The 26125-nt window shown below is 63.6% G+C and carries 23 protein-coding genes; 19 read left to right on the forward strand and 4 right to left on the reverse strand.

Annotated features, from left to right (window positions below; genetic code table 11):
* Positions 1-232: biotin transporter BioY (locus AC5RUJ_RS00690; RefSeq protein WP_494155546.1), on the reverse strand; the 232-nt coding region annotated here is incomplete at its 3' end.
* A gap of 151 nt (positions 233-383) precedes the next feature.
* Between AC5RUJ_RS00690 and AC5RUJ_RS00695 the strand changes: the two genes are divergently transcribed.
* The 3 genes from AC5RUJ_RS00695 (at position 384) to AC5RUJ_RS00705 (ending at position 6231) form a co-directional block, all read left to right on the forward strand.
* Positions 384-1655, forward strand: coding sequence for an aspartate aminotransferase family protein (locus AC5RUJ_RS00695; protein WP_494128438.1), 1272 nt, complete (start codon positions 384-386; stop codon positions 1653-1655).
* 8 nt (positions 1656-1663) lie between these two features.
* The gene (locus AC5RUJ_RS00700; RefSeq protein ID WP_494128413.1) at positions 1664-4678 is read left to right on the forward strand and encodes an FAD-binding and (Fe-S)-binding domain-containing protein; all 3015 of its coding nucleotides are present in this window, start codon (positions 1664-1666) and stop codon (positions 4676-4678) included.
* Positions 4679-4740: 62 nt separating this feature from the next.
* Positions 4741-6231, forward strand: coding sequence for an NAD-dependent succinate-semialdehyde dehydrogenase (locus tag AC5RUJ_RS00705; protein WP_494128414.1), 1491 nt, complete (start codon positions 4741-4743; stop codon positions 6229-6231).
* Between the two features lie 104 nt (positions 6232-6335).
* Here the strand turns inward: AC5RUJ_RS00705 and AC5RUJ_RS00710 are convergent, their stop codons facing one another.
* A complete protein-coding gene (locus AC5RUJ_RS00710) occupies positions 6336-6989 on the reverse strand; it encodes a GntR family transcriptional regulator (RefSeq protein WP_494128439.1) in 654 nt (217 codons plus the stop codon).
* A gap of 402 nt (positions 6990-7391) precedes the next feature.
* On the opposite strand from AC5RUJ_RS00710, the gene torT reads away from it, so the two are divergent.
* The 10 genes from torT (at position 7392) to AC5RUJ_RS00760 (ending at position 17842) form a co-directional block, all read left to right on the forward strand.
* Entirely contained in the window at positions 7392-8537 is a 1146-nt protein-coding gene (gene torT, locus AC5RUJ_RS00715) for a TMAO reductase system periplasmic protein TorT (protein WP_494000338.1), read from the forward strand.
* A gap of 64 nt (positions 8538-8601) precedes the next feature.
* The gene (locus AC5RUJ_RS00720; RefSeq protein ID WP_494014828.1) at positions 8602-10128 is read left to right on the forward strand and encodes a sugar ABC transporter ATP-binding protein; all 1527 of its coding nucleotides are present in this window, start codon (positions 8602-8604) and stop codon (positions 10126-10128) included.
* Between the two features lie 8 nt (positions 10129-10136).
* Complete coding sequence (locus AC5RUJ_RS00725) at positions 10137-11198, forward strand: ABC transporter permease (RefSeq protein WP_494000340.1); 1062 nt, start codon at positions 10137-10139, stop codon at positions 11196-11198.
* Positions 11195-12601, forward strand: coding sequence for an acetyl-CoA carboxylase biotin carboxylase subunit (locus AC5RUJ_RS00730; RefSeq protein WP_494075577.1), 1407 nt, complete (start codon positions 11195-11197; stop codon positions 12599-12601). Before AC5RUJ_RS00725 ends, AC5RUJ_RS00730 begins: the two co-directional genes overlap by 4 nt.
* Positions 12598-13614, forward strand: a complete 1017-nt coding sequence (locus tag AC5RUJ_RS00735; RefSeq protein ID WP_494000342.1) for a carboxyltransferase domain-containing protein — start codon at positions 12598-12600, stop codon at positions 13612-13614. The genes AC5RUJ_RS00730 and AC5RUJ_RS00735 overlap by 4 nt, the downstream gene beginning before the upstream one ends.
* A gap of 10 nt (positions 13615-13624) precedes the next feature.
* Entirely contained in the window at positions 13625-14596 is a 972-nt protein-coding gene (locus AC5RUJ_RS00740; protein ID WP_494128416.1) for a 5-oxoprolinase/urea amidolyase family protein, read from the forward strand.
* The gene (locus AC5RUJ_RS00745) at positions 14593-15375 is read left to right on the forward strand and encodes a LamB/YcsF family protein (protein ID WP_494074131.1); all 783 of its coding nucleotides are present in this window, start codon (positions 14593-14595) and stop codon (positions 15373-15375) included. Before AC5RUJ_RS00740 ends, AC5RUJ_RS00745 begins: the two co-directional genes overlap by 4 nt.
* Positions 15376-15421: 46 nt before the next feature.
* Positions 15422-16096, forward strand: a complete 675-nt coding sequence (locus tag AC5RUJ_RS00750) for a GntR family transcriptional regulator (protein WP_494022597.1) — start codon at positions 15422-15424, stop codon at positions 16094-16096.
* Positions 16097-16125: 29 nt separating this feature from the next.
* Entirely contained in the window at positions 16126-16338 is a 213-nt protein-coding gene (locus tag AC5RUJ_RS00755) for a biotin/lipoyl-binding carrier protein (RefSeq protein WP_494000346.1), read from the forward strand.
* Positions 16339-16516: 178 nt separating this feature from the next.
* Complete coding sequence (locus tag AC5RUJ_RS00760) at positions 16517-17842, forward strand: aminotransferase family protein (protein ID WP_494000347.1); 1326 nt, start codon at positions 16517-16519, stop codon at positions 17840-17842.
* A gap of 84 nt (positions 17843-17926) precedes the next feature.
* Here the strand turns inward: AC5RUJ_RS00760 and AC5RUJ_RS00765 are convergent, their stop codons facing one another.
* Positions 17927-18586, reverse strand: a complete 660-nt coding sequence (locus tag AC5RUJ_RS00765; protein ID WP_494000348.1) for a Type 1 glutamine amidotransferase-like domain-containing protein — start codon at positions 18584-18586, stop codon at positions 17927-17929.
* Positions 18587-18847: 261 nt separating this feature from the next.
* On the opposite strand from AC5RUJ_RS00765, the gene AC5RUJ_RS00770 reads away from it, so the two are divergent.
* The 6 genes from AC5RUJ_RS00770 to AC5RUJ_RS00795 all read left to right on the forward strand — a co-directional run bounded on the left by AC5RUJ_RS00770 (position 18848) and on the right by AC5RUJ_RS00795 (position 24136).
* Positions 18848-19540, forward strand: a complete 693-nt coding sequence (locus AC5RUJ_RS00770) for an MSMEG_4193 family putative phosphomutase (protein WP_494128417.1) — start codon at positions 18848-18850, stop codon at positions 19538-19540.
* Between the two features lie 24 nt (positions 19541-19564).
* Positions 19565-20116, forward strand: a complete 552-nt coding sequence (locus AC5RUJ_RS00775) for a DUF3090 domain-containing protein (protein WP_494128418.1) — start codon at positions 19565-19567, stop codon at positions 20114-20116.
* A complete protein-coding gene (locus tag AC5RUJ_RS00780; RefSeq protein WP_494128419.1) occupies positions 20116-20883 on the forward strand; it encodes an SCO1664 family protein in 768 nt (255 codons plus the stop codon). The genes AC5RUJ_RS00775 and AC5RUJ_RS00780 overlap by 1 nt, the downstream gene beginning before the upstream one ends.
* A 248-nt stretch (positions 20884-21131) precedes the next feature.
* Complete coding sequence (gene fabG, locus AC5RUJ_RS00785; RefSeq protein WP_494128420.1) at positions 21132-21893, forward strand: 3-oxoacyl-ACP reductase FabG; 762 nt, start codon at positions 21132-21134, stop codon at positions 21891-21893.
* Positions 21893-23134 carry an MFS transporter gene (locus tag AC5RUJ_RS00790; RefSeq protein WP_494128421.1) on the forward strand — a complete coding sequence of 414 codons (1242 nt, stop codon included), beginning with the start codon at positions 21893-21895 and terminating at the stop codon, positions 23132-23134. The genes fabG and AC5RUJ_RS00790 overlap by 1 nt, the downstream gene beginning before the upstream one ends.
* 51 nt (positions 23135-23185) lie before the next feature.
* Positions 23186-24136 (forward strand): 3-hydroxyacyl-CoA dehydrogenase NAD-binding domain-containing protein, encoded by a 951-nt coding sequence (locus AC5RUJ_RS00795; protein ID WP_494128422.1) that lies wholly within the window; start codon positions 23186-23188, stop codon positions 24134-24136.
* A gap of 600 nt (positions 24137-24736) precedes the next feature.
* Here the strand turns inward: AC5RUJ_RS00795 and AC5RUJ_RS00800 are convergent.
* Entirely contained in the window at positions 24737-25936 is a 1200-nt protein-coding gene (locus tag AC5RUJ_RS00800; protein WP_494155547.1) for an AI-2E family transporter, read from the reverse strand.
* Between the last annotated feature and the right edge of the window lie 189 nt (positions 25937-26125).

Here is a 26125-nt window from a genome sequence, read left to right on the forward strand (position 1 = left end):
ACAGTGCCATCGACAGCATGCCGCGGACCGGGCCCAGCGTGCTGCCGACCAGCAGGACGGCCAGGGTCTGGCCGGTGATCGGGACCGGCCACAGCGGTACGGCCAACTGCGCCATGACGGCGGTCAGGCCTGCCCCGCCGACAACCAGCGCGGTGTTGGCCAAGGCGGTGCTGGGGACCAGGGCGTCGGCCAGGACACCCTGTCGCGCAACGGCGGCTGATGCTGTGCTCATGGTTGCTCCTTGTGTTTTCGGAAAATCATCAAGAACCGCGCCCCGGCGGATTGAGCGGTGCCTCCGCTCAAATCCGCGGTATCCCACCTCTGACACTAACTTGATCGACGATTGTTGACAATAAAATAATGTGACGCGCATCATGGGACGCATGGCCTCCCTTAGCCCTCTGTTGAAGCAGGCGACCCCACTGACAGTCGATCACGCCCTGGGCAGTTGGATCTACGCGACCGATGGAAAAACGTACCTTGATTTCACTACCGGCATCGGGGTGACGAGCACGGGTCATTGCCACCCGCGGGTAGTGGAGGCGGCCCGCGGTCAGGTGGGAAAGATCATTCACGCCCAGTACACCACGGTGATGCACAAGCCGTTGCTGGCGTTGACCGAGAAGCTTGGCGAGGTGCTGCCGGAAGGCTTGGACTCGGTGTTTTATGCCAATTCCGGATCGGAGGCGGTGGAGGCTGCGATCCGTTTGGCCAGAATGGCCACGGGCCGGCCAAACCTCGTAGTGTTCCAGGGCGGTTTCCATGGTCGGACGGTTGCGGCGGCTTCGCTGACCACCGCCGGAACGAAGTTCTCCGCAGGGTTCTCCCCGCTGATGTCGGGGGTGCACATGTCCGCCTTCCCCTACGCCTACCGCTACGGCTGGGATGAGGCGGCCGCCGTGGAATTCGCATTAAAGGAACTGGACTACCTGCTGCAAACCCGCACCGCGCCCAACGACACCGCAGCATTCCTGATCGAACCGGCCCTCGGCGAGGGTGGGTATCTGCCCACTCCGGCGGCGTTCCTGGAGGGACTGCGCGAACGTGCCGACCGGCACGGCATCCGGCTGATCTTCGACGAAGTCCAGACAGGCGTAGGCCGCATGGGCAAGTTCTGGGGGCACCAGTACTCCGCCGCCATCCCTGACATCCTCATCACTGCGAAGGGCATCGCCTCCGGATTTCCGATCTCCGCAATCGCCGCTTCCACCGAACTGATGTCCAGGGGCTGGCCCGGGTCCCAGGGCGGGACCTATGGCGGTAATGCGGTCTCTGCCGCCGCCGGCGTCGCCACCCTCGATGTCATTCGTGACGAAGGGTTAGTGGAAAACTCACGGATCCGCGGCGAGCAACTCCAGGCCGGACTAAAGGAAATCCAGGCCCGCGTCCCCGCCATTGGCGACGTCCGCGGCAAGGGCCTGATGCAAGGCATTGAATTCACCACCGAAGCCGGCGGCCCCGACGGCGCCACCGCGGCAGCAGTCCAACAGGCCACGACCCGCCACGGCCTGCTCACCCTCACGTGCGGGCCCGCAGGCAATGTCGTCCGACTGATCCCCGCCCTTATCGTCACCGCCGAAGAAATCGCCACCGGCCTCGAACGCTTCGAAAACGCCGTCGCCACCGTCACCGCGGCCGTTTCCTCGAAATATTGAGCCCACCCATGACGGATGCTGTTCGCTCCCCCGCAGGCCCGGCAACGGGCACCCGCCGAACAGGCGCACCGGATGCAGGCCTCCCCGCGGTGCTTGCACGCCTGGCATCCGCGGGCGTGGCTGCCGACGTCTCGCCACGCCGCGTGGCGGAATACTCCTATGACGCTTCCAACTACCGGGTACCCCCGCTTGCCGTGGTGTTCCCCCGGACGGTCGAGGACGTGCTCGCGGTCGTTGCTGCATGCCGGGAAACGGCAACCCCGCTGATCGGGCGCGGCGGCGGGACGTCCATGGCGGGCAACGCCATGGGCCCAGGCGTGATACTTGACTTTTCCCGCCACATGAACGCGATCCACGAGATCGACGAGGTGGAGGGCACCGTGAGCGTCGAGCCCGGCGTCGTGCTCGCGGTCCTCTCCCACGAGGTGGAGAAAACCACCGGTGACCGGTTCACCTTCGCCCCGGACCCGTCCTCCAAGAACCGTGCCACCGTGGGCGGCTCGCTGGGCAACGATGCGTGCGGCAACCACTCCGTTCGCTACGGCCGGATCTCCGACCACGTCGTGGAGATTGACGTCGTCACTTCGGATGGCGCGCGCCTGACGGCCACGGCCGGCGGGCTGCGTGCCACAGATCCCGGCGACAACGACTCCGCAGCGCGCGCGGGTGCACTGACCGCCTCCTTTAAAGACTTGGCCCGCAGTCACCTGTCCGAGTTCCGCCTGGAACTCGAACGGATCCGACGTCAAGTCTCCGGCTATCATCTGGCGCATCTTCTTCCGGAAAACGGGTTCAATATCGCCCGAGCCCTCGCGGGGTCCGAGGGGACCTGCGCCATCATTGTCGGCGCCCGGATGAAGCTTGTGCCTAAGCCGGCCAGCGCCCTGCTGGTGTGCCTGGGTTATGCGGACATAGTCGACGCGGCTCGGGACGTCATGACCATCCTGGAGTTCTCCCCGGCTGCCGTCGAAGGTATCGATGAGGCGATCGTGGACACCATGCGCTTCCGCCGCGGCAAGGGCTCGGTGACGGGTTTGCCCACAGGCAAAGCCTGGCTGTACGTGGACCTCGACGGCGGGAATCCGCACCAGGTCAGGGCGGAAGCTGACCGACTGCTCGCCCGACTCAGGGAAAACGGCCGCTTGGTGGATGGGCACGCCGTGCCGGACCTGCAGGAGCGAGCCGCTCTTTGGCGTGTCCGCGAGGACGGCGCCGGGCTCTCAGCCCGCCTCTCCACCGGTGGAGAATCCTGGCCAGGATGGGAAGACTCTGCAGTCGCACCCGAGAACCTTGCGGAGTACCTCTCAGACTTCCGCGACCTTCTGGGCCGCTACGACCTGACGGGCGTAATGTACGGACACTTCGGTGCCGGCTGCATGCACATCCGGATCACCTATGACCTGCGCACCCCAGCCGGCCGCCGCGTCTTCCGCGACTTCACACAGGAAGCTGCCCGGCTGGTGGTCCGCCACGGCGGTTCGCTCTCCGGCGAACACGGCGACGGCAGGGCACGATCGGAACTGCTGCCCCTGATGTACTCCCCGCGCCTGCTGGCGGCCTTCGCCACGTACCGGCGCACCTGGGACCCGGCAAGAATCCTCAATCCCGGATCCCTCACCGATCCTGACCCCCTGGACGTCAATCTGGCGCTCCAAGGCATTCCCGAGCGGCATTGGCGCACGAGCTTCGACCTGCGCCCGGTCAGCGCCGGAGGCGGAGCGACCGCCGAAACCGACACCCCCGGGACCTCCACCGGCAGCGGTACAGACCCATGGGTCCACGCGCTTCAAAGCTGCATAGGCGTGGGACGGTGCCGCACGGACGCGGGCGGCGTAATGTGCCCGAGCTACCGCGCCACGAAGGACGAGAAGGACTCCACCCGGGGCCGGTCCCGGGTACTCCAGGACATGGTCCGCGGCGCCCGCACCGTGGAGGAAGGCTGGAAGTCCGAGGAGGTCCGCGAGGCGCTTGATCTCTGTCTTTCCTGCAAGGCCTGCTCCACCGACTGCCCCACGGGCGTCGACATGGCCACCTACAAATCCGAATTCTTCTCGCACTACTACAAGGGCAGACTCCGCCCCATTTCCCACTTCTCCCTGGGCTGGCTGCCCCGCTGGCTTAAGCTCACCGGCCGCTCCGCGCCTCTGGTCAACGCCGTGATGTCCACCCCGCTGGCGAAGGTCGCCTCCGTCCTGGGCGGGCTGACCACCCGGCGTGCGATGCCACGTTTCGCCGGAGCCGGCGAGTGGCGTCGCGAAGTAGCAGCCGCCGGCATCGGTCCGGCAACCGACCACAGCGGCGGCCTTGCTCCGGATGAACACGGCGTGGTGCTTTTCGTGGACACCTTCACCCGCGGCTTCCGGCCGGAGGTGGCCGGTTCCGCTGCCCGCGTTCTGGCCGGCTCGGGCTCCGTGGAATGCTCAGCCGAGTCCTGCTGCGGCCTGACCTGGATTTCCACCGGCCAGCTGGACACCGCAAAAAAGCACATGGCCTCGGCAGCGGAGGTTTTGGATGACGGGACCGATCGGCCCATCGTGGTGGTGGAACCCAGTTGCGCGGCGGCGCTGCGCAAGGACCTGCCCGAGCTGGTCCACACGGAACGGGCCCGCCGGGTTGCCGCCCGGGTGCGAAGCTTTGCGACGTACGTCGACGAGCTGTCCAATGCCGGATGGAAACCAGCGCCGGCCCGCCCCCTTCCAGAACAAGTGGTACTGCAGACGCACTGCCACGAATACTCGGTCTTCGGAGCCGGTGTCCAGCGCTCGGCACTCAGGGCCGCGGGCGTCAAGAGTGTGGTGGATGCGCCCGGCTGCTGCGGCGTGGCCGGAAACTTCGGCTTCGAGAAGGATCACTACGGCATCAGCATGCTGGTTGCCGAGCAAGCGCTGGCCCCGGCCCTGCGTCAGACCGATTCCTCTTCGGTGATCCTTACTGACGGATTCTCCTGCGCCATGCAGGTGAAACAGATCGATGGCTCCCGGCCGGGTCGTCACCTGGCCCAACTATTGGACCCCGGCGAATGAGCAGCATTGATTTCCCAACGCAACGCCGGCCACAACACCTCCAACCAAGAAAAGGATCGCTCATGAGCATTCAGTCAGCCGGCTCCCGAACGTCACAAAAGGCGCTCAACGCCGTCGCAAAGGTCAGCACGAACCTCTACATTGACGGGGAGTGGACCGAAGCATCGTCCGGTGCCCGGTTCGATGTCGTCAATCCTGCCACCGAGGAAGTCATCGCCAGCGTCGCCGACGGGGGCCCCGAAGACGCGCGCCGGGCGATCGAAACCGCCGGCCGGGTCCAGAAACAGTGGGCCAAGACCCCGCCCCGGGAGCGCAGCGAAATCCTGCGCCGCGCGTTCGACCTGATCATGGCCCGCCAAGACGAACTGGCATTGATTATGACCACGGAAATGGGAAAACCCTTGGCCGAGTCAAGAGGCGAGGTGGCGTACGCCGCCGAGTTCTTCCGTTGGTTCTCGGAGGAAGCCGTCCGCATTAGCGGAGATCTGACCACCAGCGGCGACGGCAAGAACCGCATCCTCGTCTCGAAGGAACCCGTTGGACCCTGCGTCTTGGTCACGCCCTGGAACTTTCCACTGGCGATGGGCACCCGGAAGATCGCCCCTGCCATTGCGGCCGGCTGCACCATGGTCTTCAAGCCTGCCAACCTCACTCCACTGTCTTCGCTGGCACTGGCGGACGTCCTGGCAGAGGCTGGCCTGCCCAAGGGTGTGCTGAACCTGGTCACGACCTCCAAAGCCTCCGAGGTGGTCACCCCATGGATGGAAAGCGGCATTGCCCGAAAGGTTAGCTTCACCGGGTCCACCGGCGTGGGCATCCGCTTATTGGAGCAGGCTGCCAAAAACGTCATGCGTTCTTCCATGGAACTGGGCGGGAACGCCCCTCTCATTGTGTTTGATGACGCGGACTTGGACCGCGCCGTTGAGGGAGCTTTCGCCGCAAAGATGCGCAACATGGGTGAAGCCTGCACCGCCGCCAACCGGATCTTCGTGCAGCGCTCCGTGGCCGCTGACTTCTCCGTCCGCCTCGCCCAGCGGCTGAGCGCCTTGAAGGTCGGTGACGGCGCAGTGAGCGGCACGGACGTCGGCCCGCTCGTGGAGGAAAAGGCTCTCAACAAGGTCCAGGAACTTGTGGACGACGCCGTTTCCAAGGGCGCCAAGGTGGTCTGCGGCGGCTCCCGCCCGGAGGGCAGCGGCTACTTCTACTCCCCAACAGTGCTTGCGGACGTCGGCCCCGACGCCGCGCTGATGAACGAAGAAATTTTCGGCCCGGTGGCGCCCGTCATCCCCTTCGACGCCGAAGACGAGGTGGTGCGGTGGGCGAACGACACCCCTTGGGGCCTTGCCAGCTTTGTGTTCACCCAGGACCTGGACCGCGCCTTCCGCGTCGGCGAGGGTCTGGAGTCGGGCATGGTCGGCCTTAACACGGGCATCGTTTCGAATCCGGCGGCGCCGTTCGGCGGCATCAAGGCCTCCGGTCTGGGCCGCGAGGGCGGGCGCGTGGGCTTGGATGAATTTCTGGAGATCAAGTACATGGCCATCCCGCGGGTCTAGGGATTGGCAACCTCGTCCCACGACGCCGCCTCGCGAATGGCTCCCCCACTCATCGGCGGGAAATATGGAAGGTGAGGGAGCACTGGCGCAACCCGAGGGGACGGCTAGGGGATCAGCCGCATCAGTGCGTCCTCCATGTGTTCGGCCATCAGCTTCTCGGCGAGGTCTGAATCTCCCCTGGAGATGGCTTCCGCGATGCGTTTGTGCTCGGCGATGCGCTTGTCGGCGGTAGCGTACGTGCTTTTCAGGGCATTGAGGCACATCCGTGTTTCCGTCAGGAGAGTGTCGTGCATCTTCTTCAGGCGAGGGCTGCCGGCGAGCTCAACCAGGAGGGCATGGAAGCTCATGTCCGCTTCGGTCATGGCTTCGCCGCGGGGGCTTTCCGCCGCATCCTCCATGGCATGCACGGCTTTCATTAGCCGGGCCGCGCTGTCCTCCGGGTTTGTGCTGACCAGGCGGCGGATGGCGGCTGCTTCCACCGCGGTTCGGGCCAGGTAGATGTCCCGAAAATCGTCCTCGTCCATACTGACGACGAAGAGGCCCCTGTTCCGGTAACTGACGAGCAGCCCTTCCTGGGTGAGCCGCTGCATGGCCTCCCGCAGGGGCCCCCGGCTGACCCCCAGTTCTTTGGCAAGCTCGGCTTCACCGAGTTGGAGGCCTGGAGCGAAATCACCTCGGGCGATTGCATCGCGGATACGGCGGGCAATAATGGCCGGCGTAGACTCCTGCACTATCGGGTCGAGCACTCCCCTTTTCATCCTGATTTCCATCCTCGCTGCCATTGAGCCCCACCAACTCGTTCTGGTCGAACCCGAAACCATCGCTGTCCATGTCAGATGTCTTTAGTCGACAATTGCATAGTTTACTCCGTAGCCCTGAGTTGGCCCGGAAAGCCTGCCGGTCGGCGCGAAGAAAGCGCGATTGACAGGGGTCCACCCGGCCGGCCCGGCGAGACCTGAAGCGCTCGCGATAGGTGCGGCAGGTCCAGGCCGTCCTTCAGCACTGAACTTCAAGCGATGCAGAAACAGCGCGAAAAGTGTTGATGTGATCCCCGTCACGGACTATGCTGGCAACACCCGCTGCAGATTGTGTACAAAAGGCAATCGACTTAATCGGCCTCTGCCGGGCGGGCCTTCGGCTATCGGCGCTGGGAGAAACACATGAAGCTAAACAGGAAAGCCAACACCATCGGCGCGCTTGCACTGGCCGCCACCTTGGCGGCAACCGGGTGCGGGGCAATGGGAGGCTCCGGAGACGGGCAGACCGGGGAAGCCACGGGCACCGGTTCCGCGGAGAACTGGACTACGCCCGCCCTCAATACGGCTCTGAACGGCAAGACGACGGAAACCACCTATGAGCCCATTGCAAACGACAAAATTACCAAGCAGTGGAAGATCTGCGTCCTGTTCCCTCACATGAAGGATTCCTACTGGGCCGCCACGAACTACGGGACGCTGATCGAGGCACAGAGGGACAAGGTTGAGTACAGCATGTTCGAGGCTGGAGGCTATACCAACCTCGACAAGCAGCTAAGCCAGATGCAGGACTGCATCAACGGCGGCTACGACGCGATCGTTCTGGGCGCCATCAACGCAACGGGCGTATGCCCCCAGGTGGCCGCCGCGCTGGAAAAGAAAATACCGGTGGTGGACTTCATCAACGGTACGGACTGCCCCGAGTCCAAGGACAATCCCCTCTTCTCCCACGCGCTCGTGAGCTTCCATGATCTGGCAGTGACGACGGCCGAGTACATCATCGATGACACCAAGGGGTCACCCGCCCTGGTGGGTTTCTTCCCCGGGCCGGAAGGCGCCGGATGGTCCGATGCGGCAGTCAAGGGTTTCCAGGACACCATCAAAGGAACCAACGTCAAGATGGCGGAGATGCGGCGCGCCGATCCGGGCCTGGAGATCCAGCAGAACCTCATTGAGGACACCCTCAAGGTCCATCCCGACATCACCCACATCGTGGGAGTTGATATTGCTGCCGAAGCCGGTGTGAATGCGGTGCGGAACGCCAACATGACGGGAAAAGTTGACGTCTACGCCTTCGACATCATCCCGCCCGTGTACGACGCGATCGTGGCCGGCGACGCCGTAGGTTCGCCAACGGACTTCACCACCATCCAGGGACGTATGGCCGTTGACCAAGCCGTCCGCATGCTGGAAGGCGAGAAGCTGGAGGCGCCCACCTCCGGACCGGTGCCCAAGATGATCACCCAGGAGAACGCCGCCGACGTGCCCTACAACGAGATGTTCGCGCCGCGGGACTTCAAGACGGTGACGAGCTGGACACCGAAGAGCTGATTCATCCACGCGGGGCCGGGCCCCGCGTGGGTTCCCGGTTCGTGGGCACTCGCATCTGAAGGGAGTGAAGCTGGCATTGGAACAGCATCCGATCGTTGCACTTGGCAATATCGTCAAGACCTTCGGGCCCGTGAGGGCACTCAAAGGGATGTCCCTCGACCTTTACCCCGGCGAAGTACACATCCTGCTGGGCGAGAACGGCGCGGGAAAATCCACGCTTGTGAACATCCTCCTCGGTAACTACCAGCCGGACAGCGGCACCATTACCGTCCGCGGCTCGGACGTCGCCCACCACTCACCGGCGAATGCCCGGAAACTGGGCATCAACGTCGTCCTGCAGGATTTCAGTTTGGCTCCAACGCTGTCCGTCACCGAGAATCTGTTCCTCGGCCGTGAGGTGAAAACCTTTGGGTTCGTGAACCGCACCAAGATGCGGGCCATTGCCCGGGAGAAGGTCGGCCAGCTTGGGGCAGCCATCGACCCGGACGCTGAGGTTGGGACGCTGCCAAGGGCCGAACAGCAGCTCGTGGAGATCACGAAAGGGCTGCTCGGGACACCGGGCATCCTCCTTCTCGATGAGCCCACGGCTGCCATCAGCGAACGGGAAGCGGACCGGCTTTTCCGGATCATAGACCGGCTCCGGGACGAGGGCTGGGCGCTTCTCTACATCACCCACCGGATGGAGGAGGTCCGGCGCCTGGGCGACCGGGTCACCGTGATGCGGGACGGCACCTTCATTTCGACCCATACCCTCGACCAAGTTTCCGAAGAGCAGTTGATCACCGACATGGTCGGCCGGGAGCTCGCGGCCGTCTATCCGGAAAAGGCCGAAACCAAGGGTGAACCCCTGCTGGAGATCGAGGATGCATCCACGGCCGACGGCAAGGTCGCCCATGCATCCCTTCGGGTGTGTCGGGGTGAGATTGTCGCCGTGGCCGGGCTCGTGGGTTCGGGCAAAAGTGAACTCGCAAAGGCCGTCCTCGGTCTCATCCCCCTGTCCAGCGGTTCCGTCTCGGTCAACGGCAGGAAATTCAGTCGCCCCAACCCCCGCCAGATGATCCAGGCGGGTATCGGCTTCATGCCGGAGGACCGCAGGCGGGAAGCCCTGGCGCTTGACCTCAGCGTTCAGGAGAACATTGCTCTTGAAGTCAACCGGATTAAGAAGTACAGCACGCTGGGGCTTATCCACGGAGCACGGATCCGTTCCCTCGCGCAGGCACTGGCCGAGCGGCTCGATATCCGGCCGCGGTCCGTAACTGCCGAGGCCCGGGCCCTGTCGGGCGGCAATCAACAGAAGGTCGTTCTGGCCCGCGCCCTGACACGGGAACGGAAGGTTTTCGTGGTGGCCGAGCCTACTTCCGGGGTGGATGTCGGGGCCCGCCAGGAGATATATGCCAATCTCCGCAAACTGTGCAGTGACGGTGCCGGCGTCCTCATGGTTTCCTCCGACCTCGAGGAGGTCGTCGGACTTGCCGACCGGGTCTATGTGATGAACGGCGGGCGCGTTCAGGCCGAGCTCGTTGGCAACCAAATCACAAACGAAGCCGTTGTCGCTGGTGCCTTTGGGCATGCAGTAGGCGCATCAGCATAAGGACTGCCATGTCAACAACCGAAGTCAAGGGCCCGGCGACCGCCGTCCGAGGTACCAAGAAACCAAACCGCCAGTTCTGGCTCAGGTTTTTCAGCAGCGTCGGACCGCTGCCGCCGCTGCTGATCGTCATGGTGGTCGTCTTTGCCGTGGCAAACGACCGCTTCTTGCAGCCCGACAACCTGCTATCCGTCTCCCAGCAATCCGTCACGCTCCTACTGATTTCCCTGGGACAGATGCTGGTACTGGTAACGGGCGGATTTGATCTGTCCGTAGGGGCAACCGTCGCGCTGTCTTCCATCGTGTCTGCCACGATGATGCAGAAAGTCTATGGCGGCATACCGGAATTCTCAGGCCAGTCCATGATCATGGGTTTCGTCGTCTGCATCGCAGTCGGACTGGTCGTCGGGATGGCCAACGGCCTCGGCGTGGCTTTCCTGAAGGTCAACCCGTTCATCGTGACACTTGCCACCGCCACCATCGTCACGGGCATCACGCTGGTCTACAGCGGGGGCGCCACCGTGTCCGGCCTGCCGAGGGACTACATAGTCGGCCTCGGGTCAGGTTTCACCCTGGGCATACCCAACCTGGTTCTCGTAGCACTGCCGATCCTGGCAATTGTTTTCGTCGCACTGAAATGGACAACGTTCGGCCGCCACCTGTATGCCATCGGCGGAAATGCCCTGGCAGCAAAAACCGCGGGCATCCAGGTGCGGCGGAACCTGATTGCCACCTACATCATCTGCGCCGTTCTGTCCTCTATCGCGGCCTACCTCCTGACTGCCCGCAGCGGCTCAGGGCAACCGACCTTTGGGGGAGCATTCGCGCTTCAATCCATCACCGCGGCCGTCATCGGCGGCGCCTCGCTCCAGGGCGGCCGCGGCGGCGTCGGCGGCACTGTCCTGGGCGTCATCTTCATCATGCTGCTGGGCAACGGAATGAACTTCATGCGGCTCGATACCAACATGCAGAGCATCGCCCTGGGGTTGGCGCTCGTTCTCGCGGTCCTTGCAGACCGCTTCCGCGCCTCGGCCAAGGCGCGCCTCATCGCCAAAGGAGTCGTCAAATCATGACCACGCCGTTATTTGAATCCCTCTTGGTCACCAACCGCGGCGAGATCGCCCGGCGCATCATCCGCACAGCGAACGCCCTGGGAATCCGGACCATCGCCGTCTGCTCGGATGTGGACACAGAGCTGCCCTTCGTAAAGGAAGCCTCGGAATTTTTCTCCCTGGGTCCGGCCAATCCTGCCGAATCCTACCTGAACGTCGACAAACTGATGGAAGCAGCCCGTACCGTCCGGGCTTCGGCCATCCACCCTGGCTACGGTTTCCTCGCCGAAAATTCCGGCTTCGCCCGGCGGGTTATCGAAAGCGGCATCACGTGGGTGGGACCTTCACCGGACTCCATGGACATGGTGGCGGACAAGATCAACGCCCGCAACCTGATGCAGGCCGCAGGCGTGCCGGTGGCCACAGGATCGGCCGAACCGGTAAGCGACGCCGCTGAGGCAGTAGAGATCGCCAATTCTGTCGGCTACCCGGTCATCGTTAAACCATCCGGAGGCGGCGGTGGCATCGGAATGATAGTCGCCGACAATGACGAAGACCTGCGGGCAGCCTTCGACACTGCACGGTCGCGTGCAGAGCGCTTTTTCGGGGACTCGCGGATCCTCATTGAACAGTTCATTCAACACGCCCGCCACGTCGAGGTCCAGATCCTCGGACTCGCGAGCGGCAAGGTGATAGCGCTCGGAGAGCGGGACTGCTCGGTCCAGCGCCGTCACCAGAAGGTCGCCGAGGAGTCGCCGTCGCCGGGCATCACACCGGAACTAAGATCCCGCATGCTGGACGGCGCGGTAAGAGCGGGGACTGCTGTCGGTTATCGCAATGCCGGTACGGTCGAATGCCTGGTCGATCCAGTGCGGCAGTCTTTTGTTTTCCTGGAGATGAACACCCGGCTGCAAGTGGAGCATCCTGTCACCGAAGCCGTGTTCTCCATCGACCTTGTCGAGGAACAACTCCGCGTAGCCGCCGGCCAGGACGTCAGCTTCGACGCCGGCAACCTCCAACCGACAGGACATGCCATCGAGATGCGGATCTATGCCGAAGATCCGCAACGCTTTCTGCCGTCGCCCGGGCTCATCAGTGAGTGGACGGAACCCGCAGGAGAAGGTGTCCGCATCGACAGCGGCTATGCAGCCGGCAATACCGTGACCACGGCCTACGATCCGCTCCTGGCAAAACTCATCGTTTGGGGGCAGGACCGGGAAGAAGCACTCGCACGTGCCGGATCCGCCGTCGAAGCCTTCCAGGTGGCCGGGCTAAAAACCAACCTTCCATTTTTCCGGATGCTTCTCAACGATCCGGCCTTCAAGTCGGGCCGCTACAGCACCGGCATCGTGACCGAAGTCCAGCACCGGGCCGCCGAATCAAAAGCACGGGGCGAAACAGGTCAGGAGGAGCACGCACGATGAAGCCGCACGAGGTTTCCAAACAGTACATCTCGGAACGCTGGGCAGGAGTTCCGTCCGCACTTTACGAGCGCCGGGCGGCCACCGATGGCAAACCCGCGCTCACGTACCGCCTCGCCGGCGACAGTTACCTCCTCGCCGAGTTCGGTGACATGCATTTTGACCTGAACCTGAACTTCTTTGTCCACAACATCAACACCGAGGTGAACCGGTCCCGCCCACCTGGACTGGTCGAAACATCCCCCGGTTTCCGTTCCATACTGCTCTCCTACAACCCGGCGGAAACAAACGTGGCGAACCTCGTTTCGGCATTGGACGAGGCCTATGACAACGCAGCCGGTACGGAAAACCTGGTCCTTCCCAGCCGACGAGTGAATCTTCCTGCCGCGTTTCACGATTCGACCTCCAAGGAAGCCGTTGCCCGCTATGTGCGCAGCATCCGCTCCGACGCCCCCAACTGCATGAACGATAACAACGTCGATTACACGATCGCCTACAACGGGCTTCGGGACGTCGACGAGCTGGTCGAAGTCGTCACCGGGACCGACCTCTGGGTCGGATTCATCGGGTTCTTCCCCGGGCTGCCCTTCACGTTTCCTTTGGATCCGCGGAAGGTTCTCTTCGCGCCCAAATACAACCCGACCCGTACCTGGACAGCGGAAGGAGCTATCGGCCTGGGCGGACCGTGCTACTCGATCTACCCCGTGGAATCGCCTGGCGGATACCAACTGCTCGGCAGAACCCTGCCCGTGTACGACATCCAACAGCGCAACCCTGCTTTCGCCCAGTCGCCTCTGCTGCTGCGCCCCTGCGACCGGGTCAGATTCCATGCCGTTTCCGAGCAGGAACTGACCGATTCCTTCGAAGCCGTCCACCGGGGCGAATACGTCTACGACATACAGGACGAAGACTTTGACGTCGCCGGCTATAACGCCTGGTGTGCTTCGCTCGTGGCCGAGGCCGCAGACTTCACCGCCAAGCGGGACACCGCTGCCGCCGCAACCGCCGTCCCGTGAGGAGCCACGTATGTCCATTGAAGTTGCGCAACCCGGCATCCAGACAACCGTCCAGGACTGGCCTGGACGAATCGGAATGCTGTCACGCGGTTATTTCCCCGCCGGTCCGATGGATGATTTCGCGTTCCGGCTCGGCAATGTCGCCGTCGGCAACAGCCCCGACGCTGCGGGCCTGGAAATCACACTGGGCAAGACCAAATTCCGGTTCCGGTCCCCCGCCACGGTGGCCGTAACCGGCGCCGCAGGTGAAGTGACCGTCGACGGAAGCCCGGTGCCACAATGGGCTGCCGTTGACGTTCCCGCGGGTGCCGAACTGAAAATCGGTTTGGCGTCATCCGGGTTCAGGTTTTATCTGGCGGTAAGAGGCGGAATCGATGTCCCCCAAATCCTCGGTTCCCGGTCCACCTACACCATGGGTTCACTCGGAGGAGTGGAAGGACGGGCGCTCGTCAAGGGAGACGTCCTGGACATCGGAAGCTCGGATACCTCATCCATAGCGGAACTGCCGCAGGAACGGATCCCCGAGTATCGGCACGACTGGGAACTGGAAGTAGTGCCAGGGCCATTTGCCTCACCCGAGTTCTTCACGGAAACGGACGTACAAAACTTCTTTGCTCGCTCTTGGACGGTTGACCAGAATTCAAACCGTACCGGTATCAGGCTGGACCCGGTGAGGTTGCAGTGGGCCCGGCCCGACGGCGGGATTGCCGGCGGACATCCATCCAACATCCTCGACACCGGCTACCCTGTCGGCGGAATCAACCTCAATGGTGACACTCCCGTGATCCTCGGACCTGACGGGCCCACGTCCGGCGGCTTCGTCGTCTTCGGAGTCGTGCCGAAGGCGAGCCTATGGAAAACCGGCCAGATGCGGCCGGGGACCGACAGGATCCGGTTCAAGCCCATTTCCATCGACGACGCCTATGCATTGGATGAGGAACGTTCGATGCTCATGTCTGCAGCAGGAGGAACCGGAAAATGAACACAGCCATCGAAATCAACTGCGACATGGGAGAAGGTTACGGCCGCTGGCGCTTCGCGCCGGACGAGGAGTTCATGCCCTATATCAGCGCCGCCAACATCGCCTGCGGCTTCCATGCCGGGGACCCAAGAACCATGCGCCGCACCGTCCGGGCGGCGGTCGACCAAGGCCTCCAGATCGGAGCGCACGTCGCGCTGCCGGACCTTCTGGGCTTCGGACGACGACGAATAGCGGTCTCGGCAGAAGAGCTTCAGGACTACACGCTCTATCAGATTGGCGCCCTGAAGGGCTTCGTGGAGGCTGAAGGGGCGAAACTATCGCATGTGAAACCGCACGGGGTCATGTACCTGATGTCGCTGGAGGACGAAGAGCTGGCCGAAGCTGTCATCGCGGCGGTCGCCGAAATAGACAGCTCCCTGCCTCTCTACTGCTTCGACAAGCGCCACACGGAGCTCGCCGCCCGCTACGGCGTCCGGTTGGTCCAGGAAGGATTTGTCGACCTCGGCTATGACGACGCCGGCAACCTCCTTATCGAGCGGGAAAAGCTCGCTTGGGACCCGGCACTCGTCTCCTCACGTGCGATCAGGTTCGTGCGGGAAGGGAAAGTAGCCACCGTCTCCGGGCGGGATCTTGAAATCTCCCCGGAAAGCATTTGCCTGCACGGGGACGCGCCGAACTCAGTGGAGGTTATCCGCACGGTCTGGCAGTCCTTGCAGGATGCCGGCATATCTGTGCGTCCGTTGACGGAAGCCGAAAACGCGGCGCCGGCACCGGACTGATCCCGGTGTGCATCGAGCTGACCGCCGGATAGGTAGGAGCAACGAGTTGAGTGAGCCTGTACTGGAGCCGATCCTCATCGACGGGACGGTGGACACCATTGTCAACCGGCTGCGGGGCGCGATCGAAAAGGGCGCCTACAGGCCCGGCCAACAGCTGCGCGAAACCAGTCTTGCCCGGCAGCTGAACGTCAGCCGTTCGCCGGTGCGCGAAGCAATGCAGCGGCTCATACAGGAAGGCCTCCTGCACCGGGTACGCAACCGCGGGGTTTTTGTCCTGGAACTGTCCGAGGCGGATATGGATGACATATCCGTCGCCCGCCATTCCGTTGAAAAGGCAGCAGCCGAGGAGCTGGCGAAGAATCCAAGGAAACAGATTTTCGATGAACTTCGCAGCATCGTCGTCGACATGAAGGAAGCCTCGGAAAGAGGTCATCCGTGGTCGGATCTGGTCGACTTGGACCTGGCGTTCCACACGGTCTTGGTCGGGAGTCTCGGTAACAAACGCCTCACGGTTTTCTATCAGACCCTCCTCACTGAAACGCGCCTGTCGCTCATGATGCTGGAGAACCTGTATCCCCATCCGGAAGAGATAGCGGCCGAACACCAGGAGCTCTTGGCAAACGTGGAAGGTGGAAACATTGAGGACCTAGACGAGCAGATTAAGAAACACATGGACCACACGGGCCAGCGCCGCCGGTCCACGACGAACACAACACCTTAAAGGCCGGGCTATTCGAGGAGGAACAAAAATTGAGCGAAGTACGGTCGGATCTGGCTGCCAACGTTTGGAAAATCCTCGTGGCGCCGGGAGCGTCTGTTGAGGAAGACGAAACCATCATGATCCTCGAATCCATGAAAATGGAAATTCCGGTTGAAGCGCCCGAATCGGGTGTTGTTGCGGACATCTCCGTGTCCGAAGGAGACGCGGTCACGGAAGGGCAGCTGCTCGCCGTCCTCGATTAACCGGCGCGGCACATGCCGCAACCGGATGTTCAAGTGCAATTTCACCTGAACGAAAGCTGGCTCCGCGCCTGACTCCCGCAACCGATGCAAAATCGGGGGCTGCCGACGAGGTACAGGGCAGTCCGGCGGTGTCTTCTACATGGAATCGCCCCCTATTGGCCTGCCTAGGAGAAAAACAATGGCTACCGACGCAACCGTTCTTGATCCGGCAAACCCTACCAAGCTCGTTGGCGAGTCACTGTGGAGCGCCCAGGCGCACATGCCCTCGGTTCTGCAACGCCGCATCGTCATTACCGAAGGCCACGGCGCATACCTGACCACCTCGGACGGCCAGCGCCTGCTGGATGCCACCGCCGGACTGTGGCACGCAAACATCGGCCACGGCAGGGAATCAGTGGCGAAAGCGGCCTATGACCAGATGTGCAAACTGGAGACTTACCACGTTTTTGGCCGGTTCTCGAACGATGTGGCACTCTCCCTCGCCGACCGGCTCGTGGCCCTGGGGCCGATCCCGGACGCCAAGATAATTTTCAACAGCGGCGGGTCTGACTCCGTCGACTTGGCCTGCAAGATTGCGCGGCGCCATTGGCAGCTTGAGGGCATGCCGGACAAGAAAACCATCCTCAGCCGTACTTACTCGTACCACGGGCTCCACGCCTTTGGCACCAGTATCGCCGGGCTTGATTTTAATAGGGACGGCTACGGGACGGATTCCCTCGTCCCCGAGACGGCCCTCGTTCCGACCAACGATCTGGAAGGCGTACAGGCAGTCGTCGACGACATCGGGCCGGAGAATATTGCCGCCATCTTCACCGAGCCAATCATAGGGACCGGTGGGGTGATTCCGCCTGCCCCCGGTTATCTTGAAGGCCTGCAGCAAATCGCCCGGAAGAACGACATTCTTCTAATCGTCGATGAAGTCATCACCGGATTCGGCCGGGCAGGCTTAATGTTCGCCTCCGAAAGGTTCCATCTCGAGCCCGACATGATTCTGCTGGCCAAAGGAATAACATCCGGCTACGCCCCGCTGGGCGGGGTCCTCATATCCAACCGGATCTGGGGACGGTTCTATCAGGGACAGGACGCCCCCGTATCGAGGCACGGCATGACGTACTCGGGGCACGCCACAGCTTGCGCAGTTGCACACGCCAACCTCGACATCCTCGAGAACGAAAATCTCGTTGCGCGGGCCTTGGAACTGGAATCCGTCCTCGATAAGGCCCTTGCACCTCTTGCCTCGCATCCTCTCGTGCAGGAAATCCGCAGCGGCGTTGGATTTCTCGCCGGCGTCCAGCTCGCAGACCAGGCGGACGCCGAGGCTGTGGCCAACTCATGCATCGACAACGGCGTCGTCGTGCGGCCCCTGCGCGGCAACACCCTCCAAATCAGCCCGCCGTTCGTCGTGAGCGACGAGGACGTTCACTTGATCGCGAAGACCATCGGGCAGGTTCTGGACGCACGCACCAGTACCCGGCCGGCATCACCAGAGCTGTCGGGAACATGATGTTAAACCGATAGTCCTTCGCCGATTGCTGTTCGTCCCGTCCCTGGGCAAAAGCCACGCGACCTCACAAATGCTGGGCACTTATCACTCGAACCTCTTCCACTGTCCTTCGGAAACCACCTCGACGGAGCCGTCGACGACCTTGATCGCTGTCTGTTCGTCGATGGCGTAGGCAGGGGCGCCTATGTCGGCGGCCCACCGCTCTGCGTGGGCCAGGGTGTTGCTCGGGAAAGCGTTCAGGTGCGGAAAGATTGAAAATTCCACCACCCCCAGAGTCCGGTCATCCGGAGCGGACGGCCACTCAACGAAGACTTCCCCGATCCGGGGCGTCATCACCATGCTTCCGGCACTCACTCCCACCCACACCATGTCGGGAAGTGACGGGAGCAGTTCGGCCAGCCCGGACTCCCGCACCCAATGGGACAGGTACGTCGCCTCGCCGCCGTCGACCAAGAGCACGTCGGCCTCCCGAAGCCACGGGACCCACCGATCCGCGCCAATGGTGGGCAGCGCGGTAAGCTCGAGAACCCCGAGCGACGCCCAGCCCAGGCCGGACAAATGACGGAAGTCATTCTCGGCGGCCAGGAGGTTCCGCACCGATGCCGGTCCGCACAGCGGGTGACCCCACTGCGCTGTCGGGATGACCAGGGCGCGGCACTGCGACACCGGCTTGTCGAGAAGCTGCACGAGCGCAGAGTGAATGCTCGGGTTCGTCACGCCGCCAGAAGTCAGCAAGAGCTTCAACGTGCCTCCAGAGTCCCCGCGTGGATGGTGAATGTGCCCGGAGCCGTGGGAACCGGCTGGAACTCACCGACAGATCCGGTAAGAACGCCCGTCTGCTGCCCGGACCTTCAATAGGTACACACCCAGTCAAACTTTGTCCACAGTTCGACGTGGACGCAGACCTCAGGTTGGTCTGTCCATTCATGAAAGCGTTATTGGTCTGTTCGACGCGCGACCCTCTGCGGCTCACACCGCCGTCGAACGGGTGGTTAGGCTGGGTGGATGGCGACAGTCCTCCTCGTGCGGCACGGCCGCACCACAGCCAATGCCACCGGCCTGCTGGCCGGTCGGGCCGGCGGCGTCTGCCTCGACCAGGTCGGGCGGGATCAGGCGGCCCTGACCGGAGACCGGCTCGCGGCGGTGCCCGTAGTCGGGGTGGTGTCGAGCCCTCTGGAGCGTTGTCGGCAGACCGCGCAGTTCATCCTCGACCGCCAGGCTGGCTCGCCGTACGCGCCGGTCGACCTAGACCTCACCGAATGCGATTACGGCGAGTGGCAGGGCCGCACGATCAGTGATCTTGAGACCGAGGAATTGTGGCCGGTCGTGCAGTCGCAACCGTCCGCCGTCGTCTTTCCCGGCGGTGAATCCCTGGCCTCGATGCAGGCTCGGTCGGTGGCAGCGATTCGACGCCACGATGCAGCCTTCGAGACGGAATACGGGCCAGGGGCCGTGTGGGTGGCGGTGAGTCACGGTGACATCATCAAGTCGATCCTCGCCGACGCGCTCGGCATGCACCTTGACCTGTTCCAGCGAATCACTGTGGGCCCGGGGTCCGTATCAATCGTGCGTTACGGCGTTAGTCGGCCAAGCGTCTACGCGACCAACACCGACGCCGGTGATCTGTCGTGGCTGTCGAACGGCATTCGCTCTGCCGATGCGCCGGTGGGCGGCGGTGCAGGGCAGCAGGAGCCATGAACCTCATGTGCCTAAAATACTGACATGCCTGCACGTGTTCACGAGTTCGCCTGGCCCGATCGGGTCGTCGTTGGCACCATAGGCCTTCCGGGGGCGCGTACGTTCTATCTGCAGGTGCGTGCGGGGACGCAGATCGTGAGTATTACCCTGGAGAAACAGCAGTCGGCCCTGCTCGCAGAGAAGATCGACGAAATTCTCGACCAGCTCATGGCCCTCGAAGGCAACCCCTTCAGCGTTCCCGCGAGTACTCCAACTGAGCTCGTTGACAATGATCAGCTTGAGGCAGTTCAGGAGCAGTTTCGCACCGGCTCCATGAGCTTAGGTTGGGACCCGACGACCGCGCAGGTCGTGATAGAGGCCTACCCCATCACCGACGTCGATGCCGACGACGACGAATCGCTTGATGAGGGCGGGGCTCAGGCGGCCGAAATGCTGCTGGTGCGCATGCCGGTCGGCACCGCCCGCGCATTCACCAAGCGCACCCGTGAGATCGTGGGCGCCGGACGTCCGACGTGCCCGCTCTGCGGCTTCCCCATAGACGCCGACGGGCACACCTGTACCCTTCCCGAGGCCTGATGCCGGCGCCGGACCTGGTGACCGCCGAGCTGACGCTCACCGGACGCATCACGACGGCTTCAAACGCTACATTTCTGGGCAGCATCGGCGACGTGGCCGTGGTCTATAAGCCGATAGCGGGGGAAAGTCCGCTGTGGGATTTTCCCCACGGCACCCTGGCTCACCGGGAGGTGGCCGCCTACTTGGTCTCGCAGGCCTTCGGCTGGGACATCGTGCCGCACACCTGGCTGCGCGATGGTCCGTTGGGCGAAGGAATGGTACAGCTCTGGCAGGAGCAAGACCCCGCCCAAAGCGCCGTGGACCTGGTCGCGGCGGACCAGGTGCCGGAGACGGGCTGGAGACACGTTCTCAAGGGTCGAGATGATAACGGACGGATGGTCGCCCTCGTTCACGAAGACTCGCCGGCGCTGAGACGCATGGCGGTGTTCGACATCATCGTCAACAACGCCGACCGCAAAGGCGACCACATTCTTGCCATGACGGACGGACACCGGCACGGCGTGGACCATGGGCTGACCTTTCATCGTGACCACAAGTTGCGCACGGTGCTGTGGGGATGGTTGGGAGACGCTCTAACCGCCGAGGAACGCGACGGCATAGACCGTGTCAGCGAAGGACTGCACGGCGGGCTGGGCCGAAACCTGGCAGACCTGCTCAGCGCCGAAGAAATCACATCGCTCGCCGCGCGCTGCGCCAAGTTGCGCTTGGCAGGGCGGTTTCCGGCTCCGAGCGGTGAGATGTCCGCGGTGCCCTGGCCGCTGTTCTAATTCGTAAATCAGCGAAGCACAAGTGTTGCGTCCACTCGCCGCCAGCCTGGTTGAGACAACGCTGCCTCCGGGGCAAAAGGTTTTAAGGATTCCGCCTAATCTGTCTACTCCCTCACATTAGTTGACACGTCAACCTTCACGGGCCCATGGTAGATGCATACGCATATAAGTTGCGTCTCGGACACTGACGAGGTCACTACCCCACCCGCCTTTGTCCCCGCCTGGTAAATCACCACAAGGAGAAGACAATGTCGCAGCGCGTTCTGGTCACGGCCGGAGCAAACGGAATCGGCCTGGCCATCGCCAAGGCCTTCGCCGCCACAGGTGCACACGTGCACATCGCGGACATTAACGCCGACGCCGTAGCCGCGGTTACCGCGGAGTACTCCAACATCAGCGGTTCGGTGGTCGATGTCAGCGCCCCGGAGGCCGGGAAGGTGCTCGCTCAAGACGTCAACACGAGGCTCGGCGGTTTGGACGTGCTGGTGAACAACGCCGGCATCGCCGGCCCCACCGCCCCTGTCGACAAGTACGATGCGAACGCCTTCGCCGCCGTCGTAGGTGTGAACCTGCAGGGCACGTTCAACGTCACGCAGGCGGTCATCCCGCTGCTCAAGCGGTCGGAGGCCGCCTCGATCATCACAATGTCGTCGCTGGCCGGCCGCTTTGGCTACCCGAACCGGGTTGCCTATTCCACTACCAAGTGGGGCCTGGTCGGTTTCGCCAAGACCCTGGCCTTGGAACTGGGCCAGTTCGGCATTACCTCCAACACCATCCACCCGGGCGCCGTCGACGGCCCGCGCATCATGAGCGTCTTCGAAGGCCGCGCTGCGGTCTCCGGCCGTACCGTGCAGGAGGAGATCGACAGCGCGATGGCCAACCAATCGGTCAAGCAGTTCATCAACCCCGACGACATCGCCCAGCTGGTCCTCTTCCTCGCCGGACCGCACGCCCGCACCATCTCGGGCCAGATGTTCCCCATCGATGGCGACTCCAAGGCGGCCGTCTGATGAGCACCACTTCCCAATCCCAATCCACACAGGCAGCCCCGGTCCGGAAACCCTGGCGGGGGCGGATTCTCTACTTCGTCGGCCTGATCCTCATGGCGTTTTCCCTGCGCCATGCGGTGACCGGCATCTCGCCGATCCTGGGCCGGATCCAGGACGACGTTGCCCTCGGTACCACTGGCGCGACGATCCTCGGCATGCTGCCCACGATCGCCTTCGGCGTCGCCGGTTTCGTGGCCCCGGTCTTCATCCGGCGCCTCGGCCCGGCGAAGATGGCCGTGGTGGCCATGGCCCTGGGCGTCCTCGGCACCGTGCTGCGGGTGATCGGGGATTCGGCCATCGGGTTCCTAGCCTTCGGAGCGATCGCCCTGTTCGGCATGGGCATCGGCAACGTGGTCGGCCCGCCGCTGGTCAAGCGGTACTTCCCGGACCGGCAGGGCACCGCCATGACCGTGCTGACCCTCATGACCCAGGCCGGAGCCACCGTCCCCGCCATGCTCGCGGTCCCCATGTCTAACGCCGCCGGCTGGCGGGCCTCGGTCGCCTCCTATGCCATCCTCATGGTGCTCGCCGCACTCCCGTGGATCCTGGCCGCCGTGCGCTCCGGACGCCAGGACACCGCGACCCAAGGAACCGGCACGGGCCCCGCAGCGCAGAAGGTCGGCATCGCCAAGCTGTTCACCAACCCGATCTCTCTGGGCGGGGCTATCTTCTACGGCATGGCCGCGTTGAACACCTACGCCATGCTCGCGTGGCTGCCCACCATCTTCCAGGCCCAGGGCCTCGATGAGGCGGGCGCGGCCGGAATGTACTCCATCTACACGTTCCTGACCCTGCCGATGGCCCTGATCACCCCGATCATCGCCACCCGCATGAAGAACCCGTTCTGGCTGGGCATCCTCTTCCCCGTGGCCTCCATCATCGGCTACACCGGCATCATGGTTGCTCCCGGCGCGGCCGGGCTATGGGCCGTCATCGCCGGCATCTCCGGCGGCGCGTTCCCGTTCGCGATGGTCATGTTCAACCAGCGCACCCGGACCCCCGAGGGCTCTTCCACCGTCACCGGATTCAGCCTGGGCATCGGCTACGCCTTCGGCACCGTCGGCCCCTTCCTCGGCGGAGTGCTCTCGTCCCTATCCGGAGGGTGGACGCTCCCGCTCCTGGTCTTCATCGCGGCCGCAGTGGTCATGATCGTCGCCGCCAAGATGCTCACGAGCAAGCGGATCTTCGAGGACATCCGGTAGCACCCGGACAAGCAGCCTCACAAACAAGCAGTACCTGAAAGGACAATCACCATGAGCATCACAAGCAACTCCAACCGGACGATCGCCGTCGTTGGAACCGGCGTCATCGGCGCCAGCTGGGCCGCGTACTACCTGGCTCAAGGATTCACGGTCGTCGCCTCTGACCCCGCAGACGGGGCCGAGGACCGACTGCGCCGCTGGGTCGAGGACTTTTGGCCAGCCCTGGAGACCATCGGCCTGGCCGAGGGTGCCACCAAAGACAATCTTCGGTTCACCGCCTCGATCACCGAGGCCGTGAGCGGCGCCGAGTTCATCCAGGAGAATGGACCGGAGCGTCTGGAGGTCAAGCACGCCATGCTGGCCCAGATCGAAGCCGGCGCCAGCGACAAGGCCATCATCGCGACCTCCTCGTCCGGGCTGCTGATCACAGACGTCCAGCAGGGCATGCAGCACCCCGAGCGCATGGTCCTCGGGCACCCGTTCAACCCGCCGCACCTGATCCCGCTGGTCGAAGTGCTCGGCGGTCGGCAGACCTCGCCCGAGACCGTGGACCGGGCCCTGGCCTTCTACACCGAGATCGGCAAGAAGCCCATCCGCATCAACAAGGAAGTGCCCGGCCACGTAGCCAACCGCCTCCAGGTCGCCCTGTGGACCGAGATGTTCCACCTGGTCTCTACCGGGGTGACCAGCGTCGAGGACATCGACACCGCCATCTCCTACGGCCCCGGCCTAAGGTGGGCACTGCTTGGCCCCTTCCTCAACCTGCACGCCTCCGGCGGCGACGGCGGCATCACCCACGTCCTCGAGCACATCGGCCCGGCCCAGCGCGAGTGGGCCAGGACCCTGGGCACCTACCCGGAGACCGACGACTACATCCCCGTCATGGCCGACGGCGTCACGCAGGAGCTCGACGGTTACGACTGGTCACAGACCCTGAACCAGCGCGACCAGCTCCTCATCGACCTCATCGTCGCCAAAAACGCGAAGCCCCAGATCCCCTGACCAAGGGCGGTCCCGGACAGCCAACGCGTTGGCTCCCACCGGCAGCTGCCGATTAAACGGCGATTCAAATTCCGCCTGCTGATCCGGCCCGCACATTGCTGCGGAACGGAAGCCCATGAGCTTCCGTCCCGCAGCAATCTGCTCCCCCAGCTCCCCCATCGACCACGAAGCCGGAGGGCACCGCATCAGTGGCGGCCGCCCACACACCAGGCAAGTAGCAGGTCAGGTCCTTGCCTTGGCGGGAGAAGAACGCGGTGCGTTCCCTGGACCGACGTTAGGCTGCAGAAACCGGGCGTCACAGATATTCGAGGTGGCGGAGCTGATTGTCCGCCGCCTGCTGCCGCTGGCCGCCGACGGACTGGCCGATCTTCGTGTGGGCCCGGATCTGATCGACAGGTACGTGGAGATCCTGCGCGCCCGCGCCTAGACGGAACAGAACGGCGCCAGCTGGCAGATCAAGACCCTGCGGCTGTTTGTAGGAGGCTGGCTGGACCGTCCGGCAGCGCAGGCCGAGATGACGCGGCAGAATTCGCACAACATGCATACCAACGAGGCGGTGCACACCTGGCCGCTGGAGGGTGCGGCGGGTTAGGTCTGCGGTTAGCCCTGCGCGCCTGCCACGGTTGCCTCGGCTTCCGGCCGGCTGCTGTTAGAACCGTCTACCTCTGCTTCCCCTTCCGGTTGGACGGGGAAGACCACGTCCCGCAGATAACGCAGCACCACAATTCCCACCGCTGTTGTTGGTACCGATAGGAAAGCTCCGACGATGCCGAACAGGGTGCCGCCGACTGTTACCGAGGCCAGCACCACGGCCGGGTGGATCTTCAGCTTAGTTCCCACCAGGAACGGCTGCAGCAGGTTGCTCTCCAGTTGCTGGACCACAATCACCACGCCGAGCACGATCAGGGCCGTGACCCAGCCGTGGGAGATCAGGGCGATCAGGGCGGCGAGCAAACCTGTTGCCACCGCACCGACGACGGGGATGAAGGCCGCGATAAAGATCAGGATGGTCAGCGGCAAGGCGAGCGGAATGCCCAGGATGAAAAGGGCGGCGCCGATGAAGACAGCATCGACCAGGGCGACGGCGGCCTGCGCCGCGATGTAGCCGGACAGAGTCTGCCAAGCCCGGGAGGTCACGGCGGCGGCGTGTACGTAGACCTTGGCGTCCGTCCATCGGCTGGTCCAGGCGAGGAAGCGGTCGCCGTCTTTGAGGCAGAAGAACGTGAAGACCAGGACCAGCACAAAGATGATGGTGCCCGAAGTGATGGCCCCCAGTCCGGTGGTGATCCCGGAGGCGATGTCTCCGGCGTGCTCGCGGATCTGGGATACCGCGCTGTCCATCAGGGAATTCAGGTCCGCGTTTTCAAGATTGAACGGTGGCCCGGCCAGGAACTGGGTGATCTGCCCGAGGTTTTCGCGTGCCTTCCCGGCCAGCCCCGCGGTTCCCGAGGCCAGCGACGGAATTACCAGTATCAGCACTCCGACGACGGCAGCCAGCGCAGCGAGCACGGTGACAAAGGCCGCCAGCGCCTTGGGCATGAGGCGGCGGGCCAGGCGGTTCACCGGCCACAGGATGCTGGCCAGCAGCAGGGCCAGGATCGTCGGGAAAACCACCGACCACAGCGAACGGACCAGCCACCAGGCCAGCACTAAACCGATAGCGATGACAACGGCCCGTCCAGTCCACAGAGCCGTGCGGTCAACGCCGGCGGCGAAAATCCCGCGCGGTTCCTGCGGCTTCACTCCGGGTCCGGTGGCGGATTCCACCGCCTCGGGATCAGCCTTGAGAGTGCTCGACACCGAGCGAGCGGTCGATGCCTGACGCTTCGGAATAAATCGCATGCTTCCTATCCTGCCCCACTTGGGCAACTGATCCCGCGCCCACACCACAGGCCATGCCGCAGATTCAACTTGGCAGGCATCGTGCGTGGACCGTTCCGATGGGATGGCTCCGCGGTACTTGAAGATTGCCGGGAAATGGCATGGCCA

The sequence above is a fragment of the Arthrobacter sp. Y3223164 genome, from assembly GCF_059091005.1.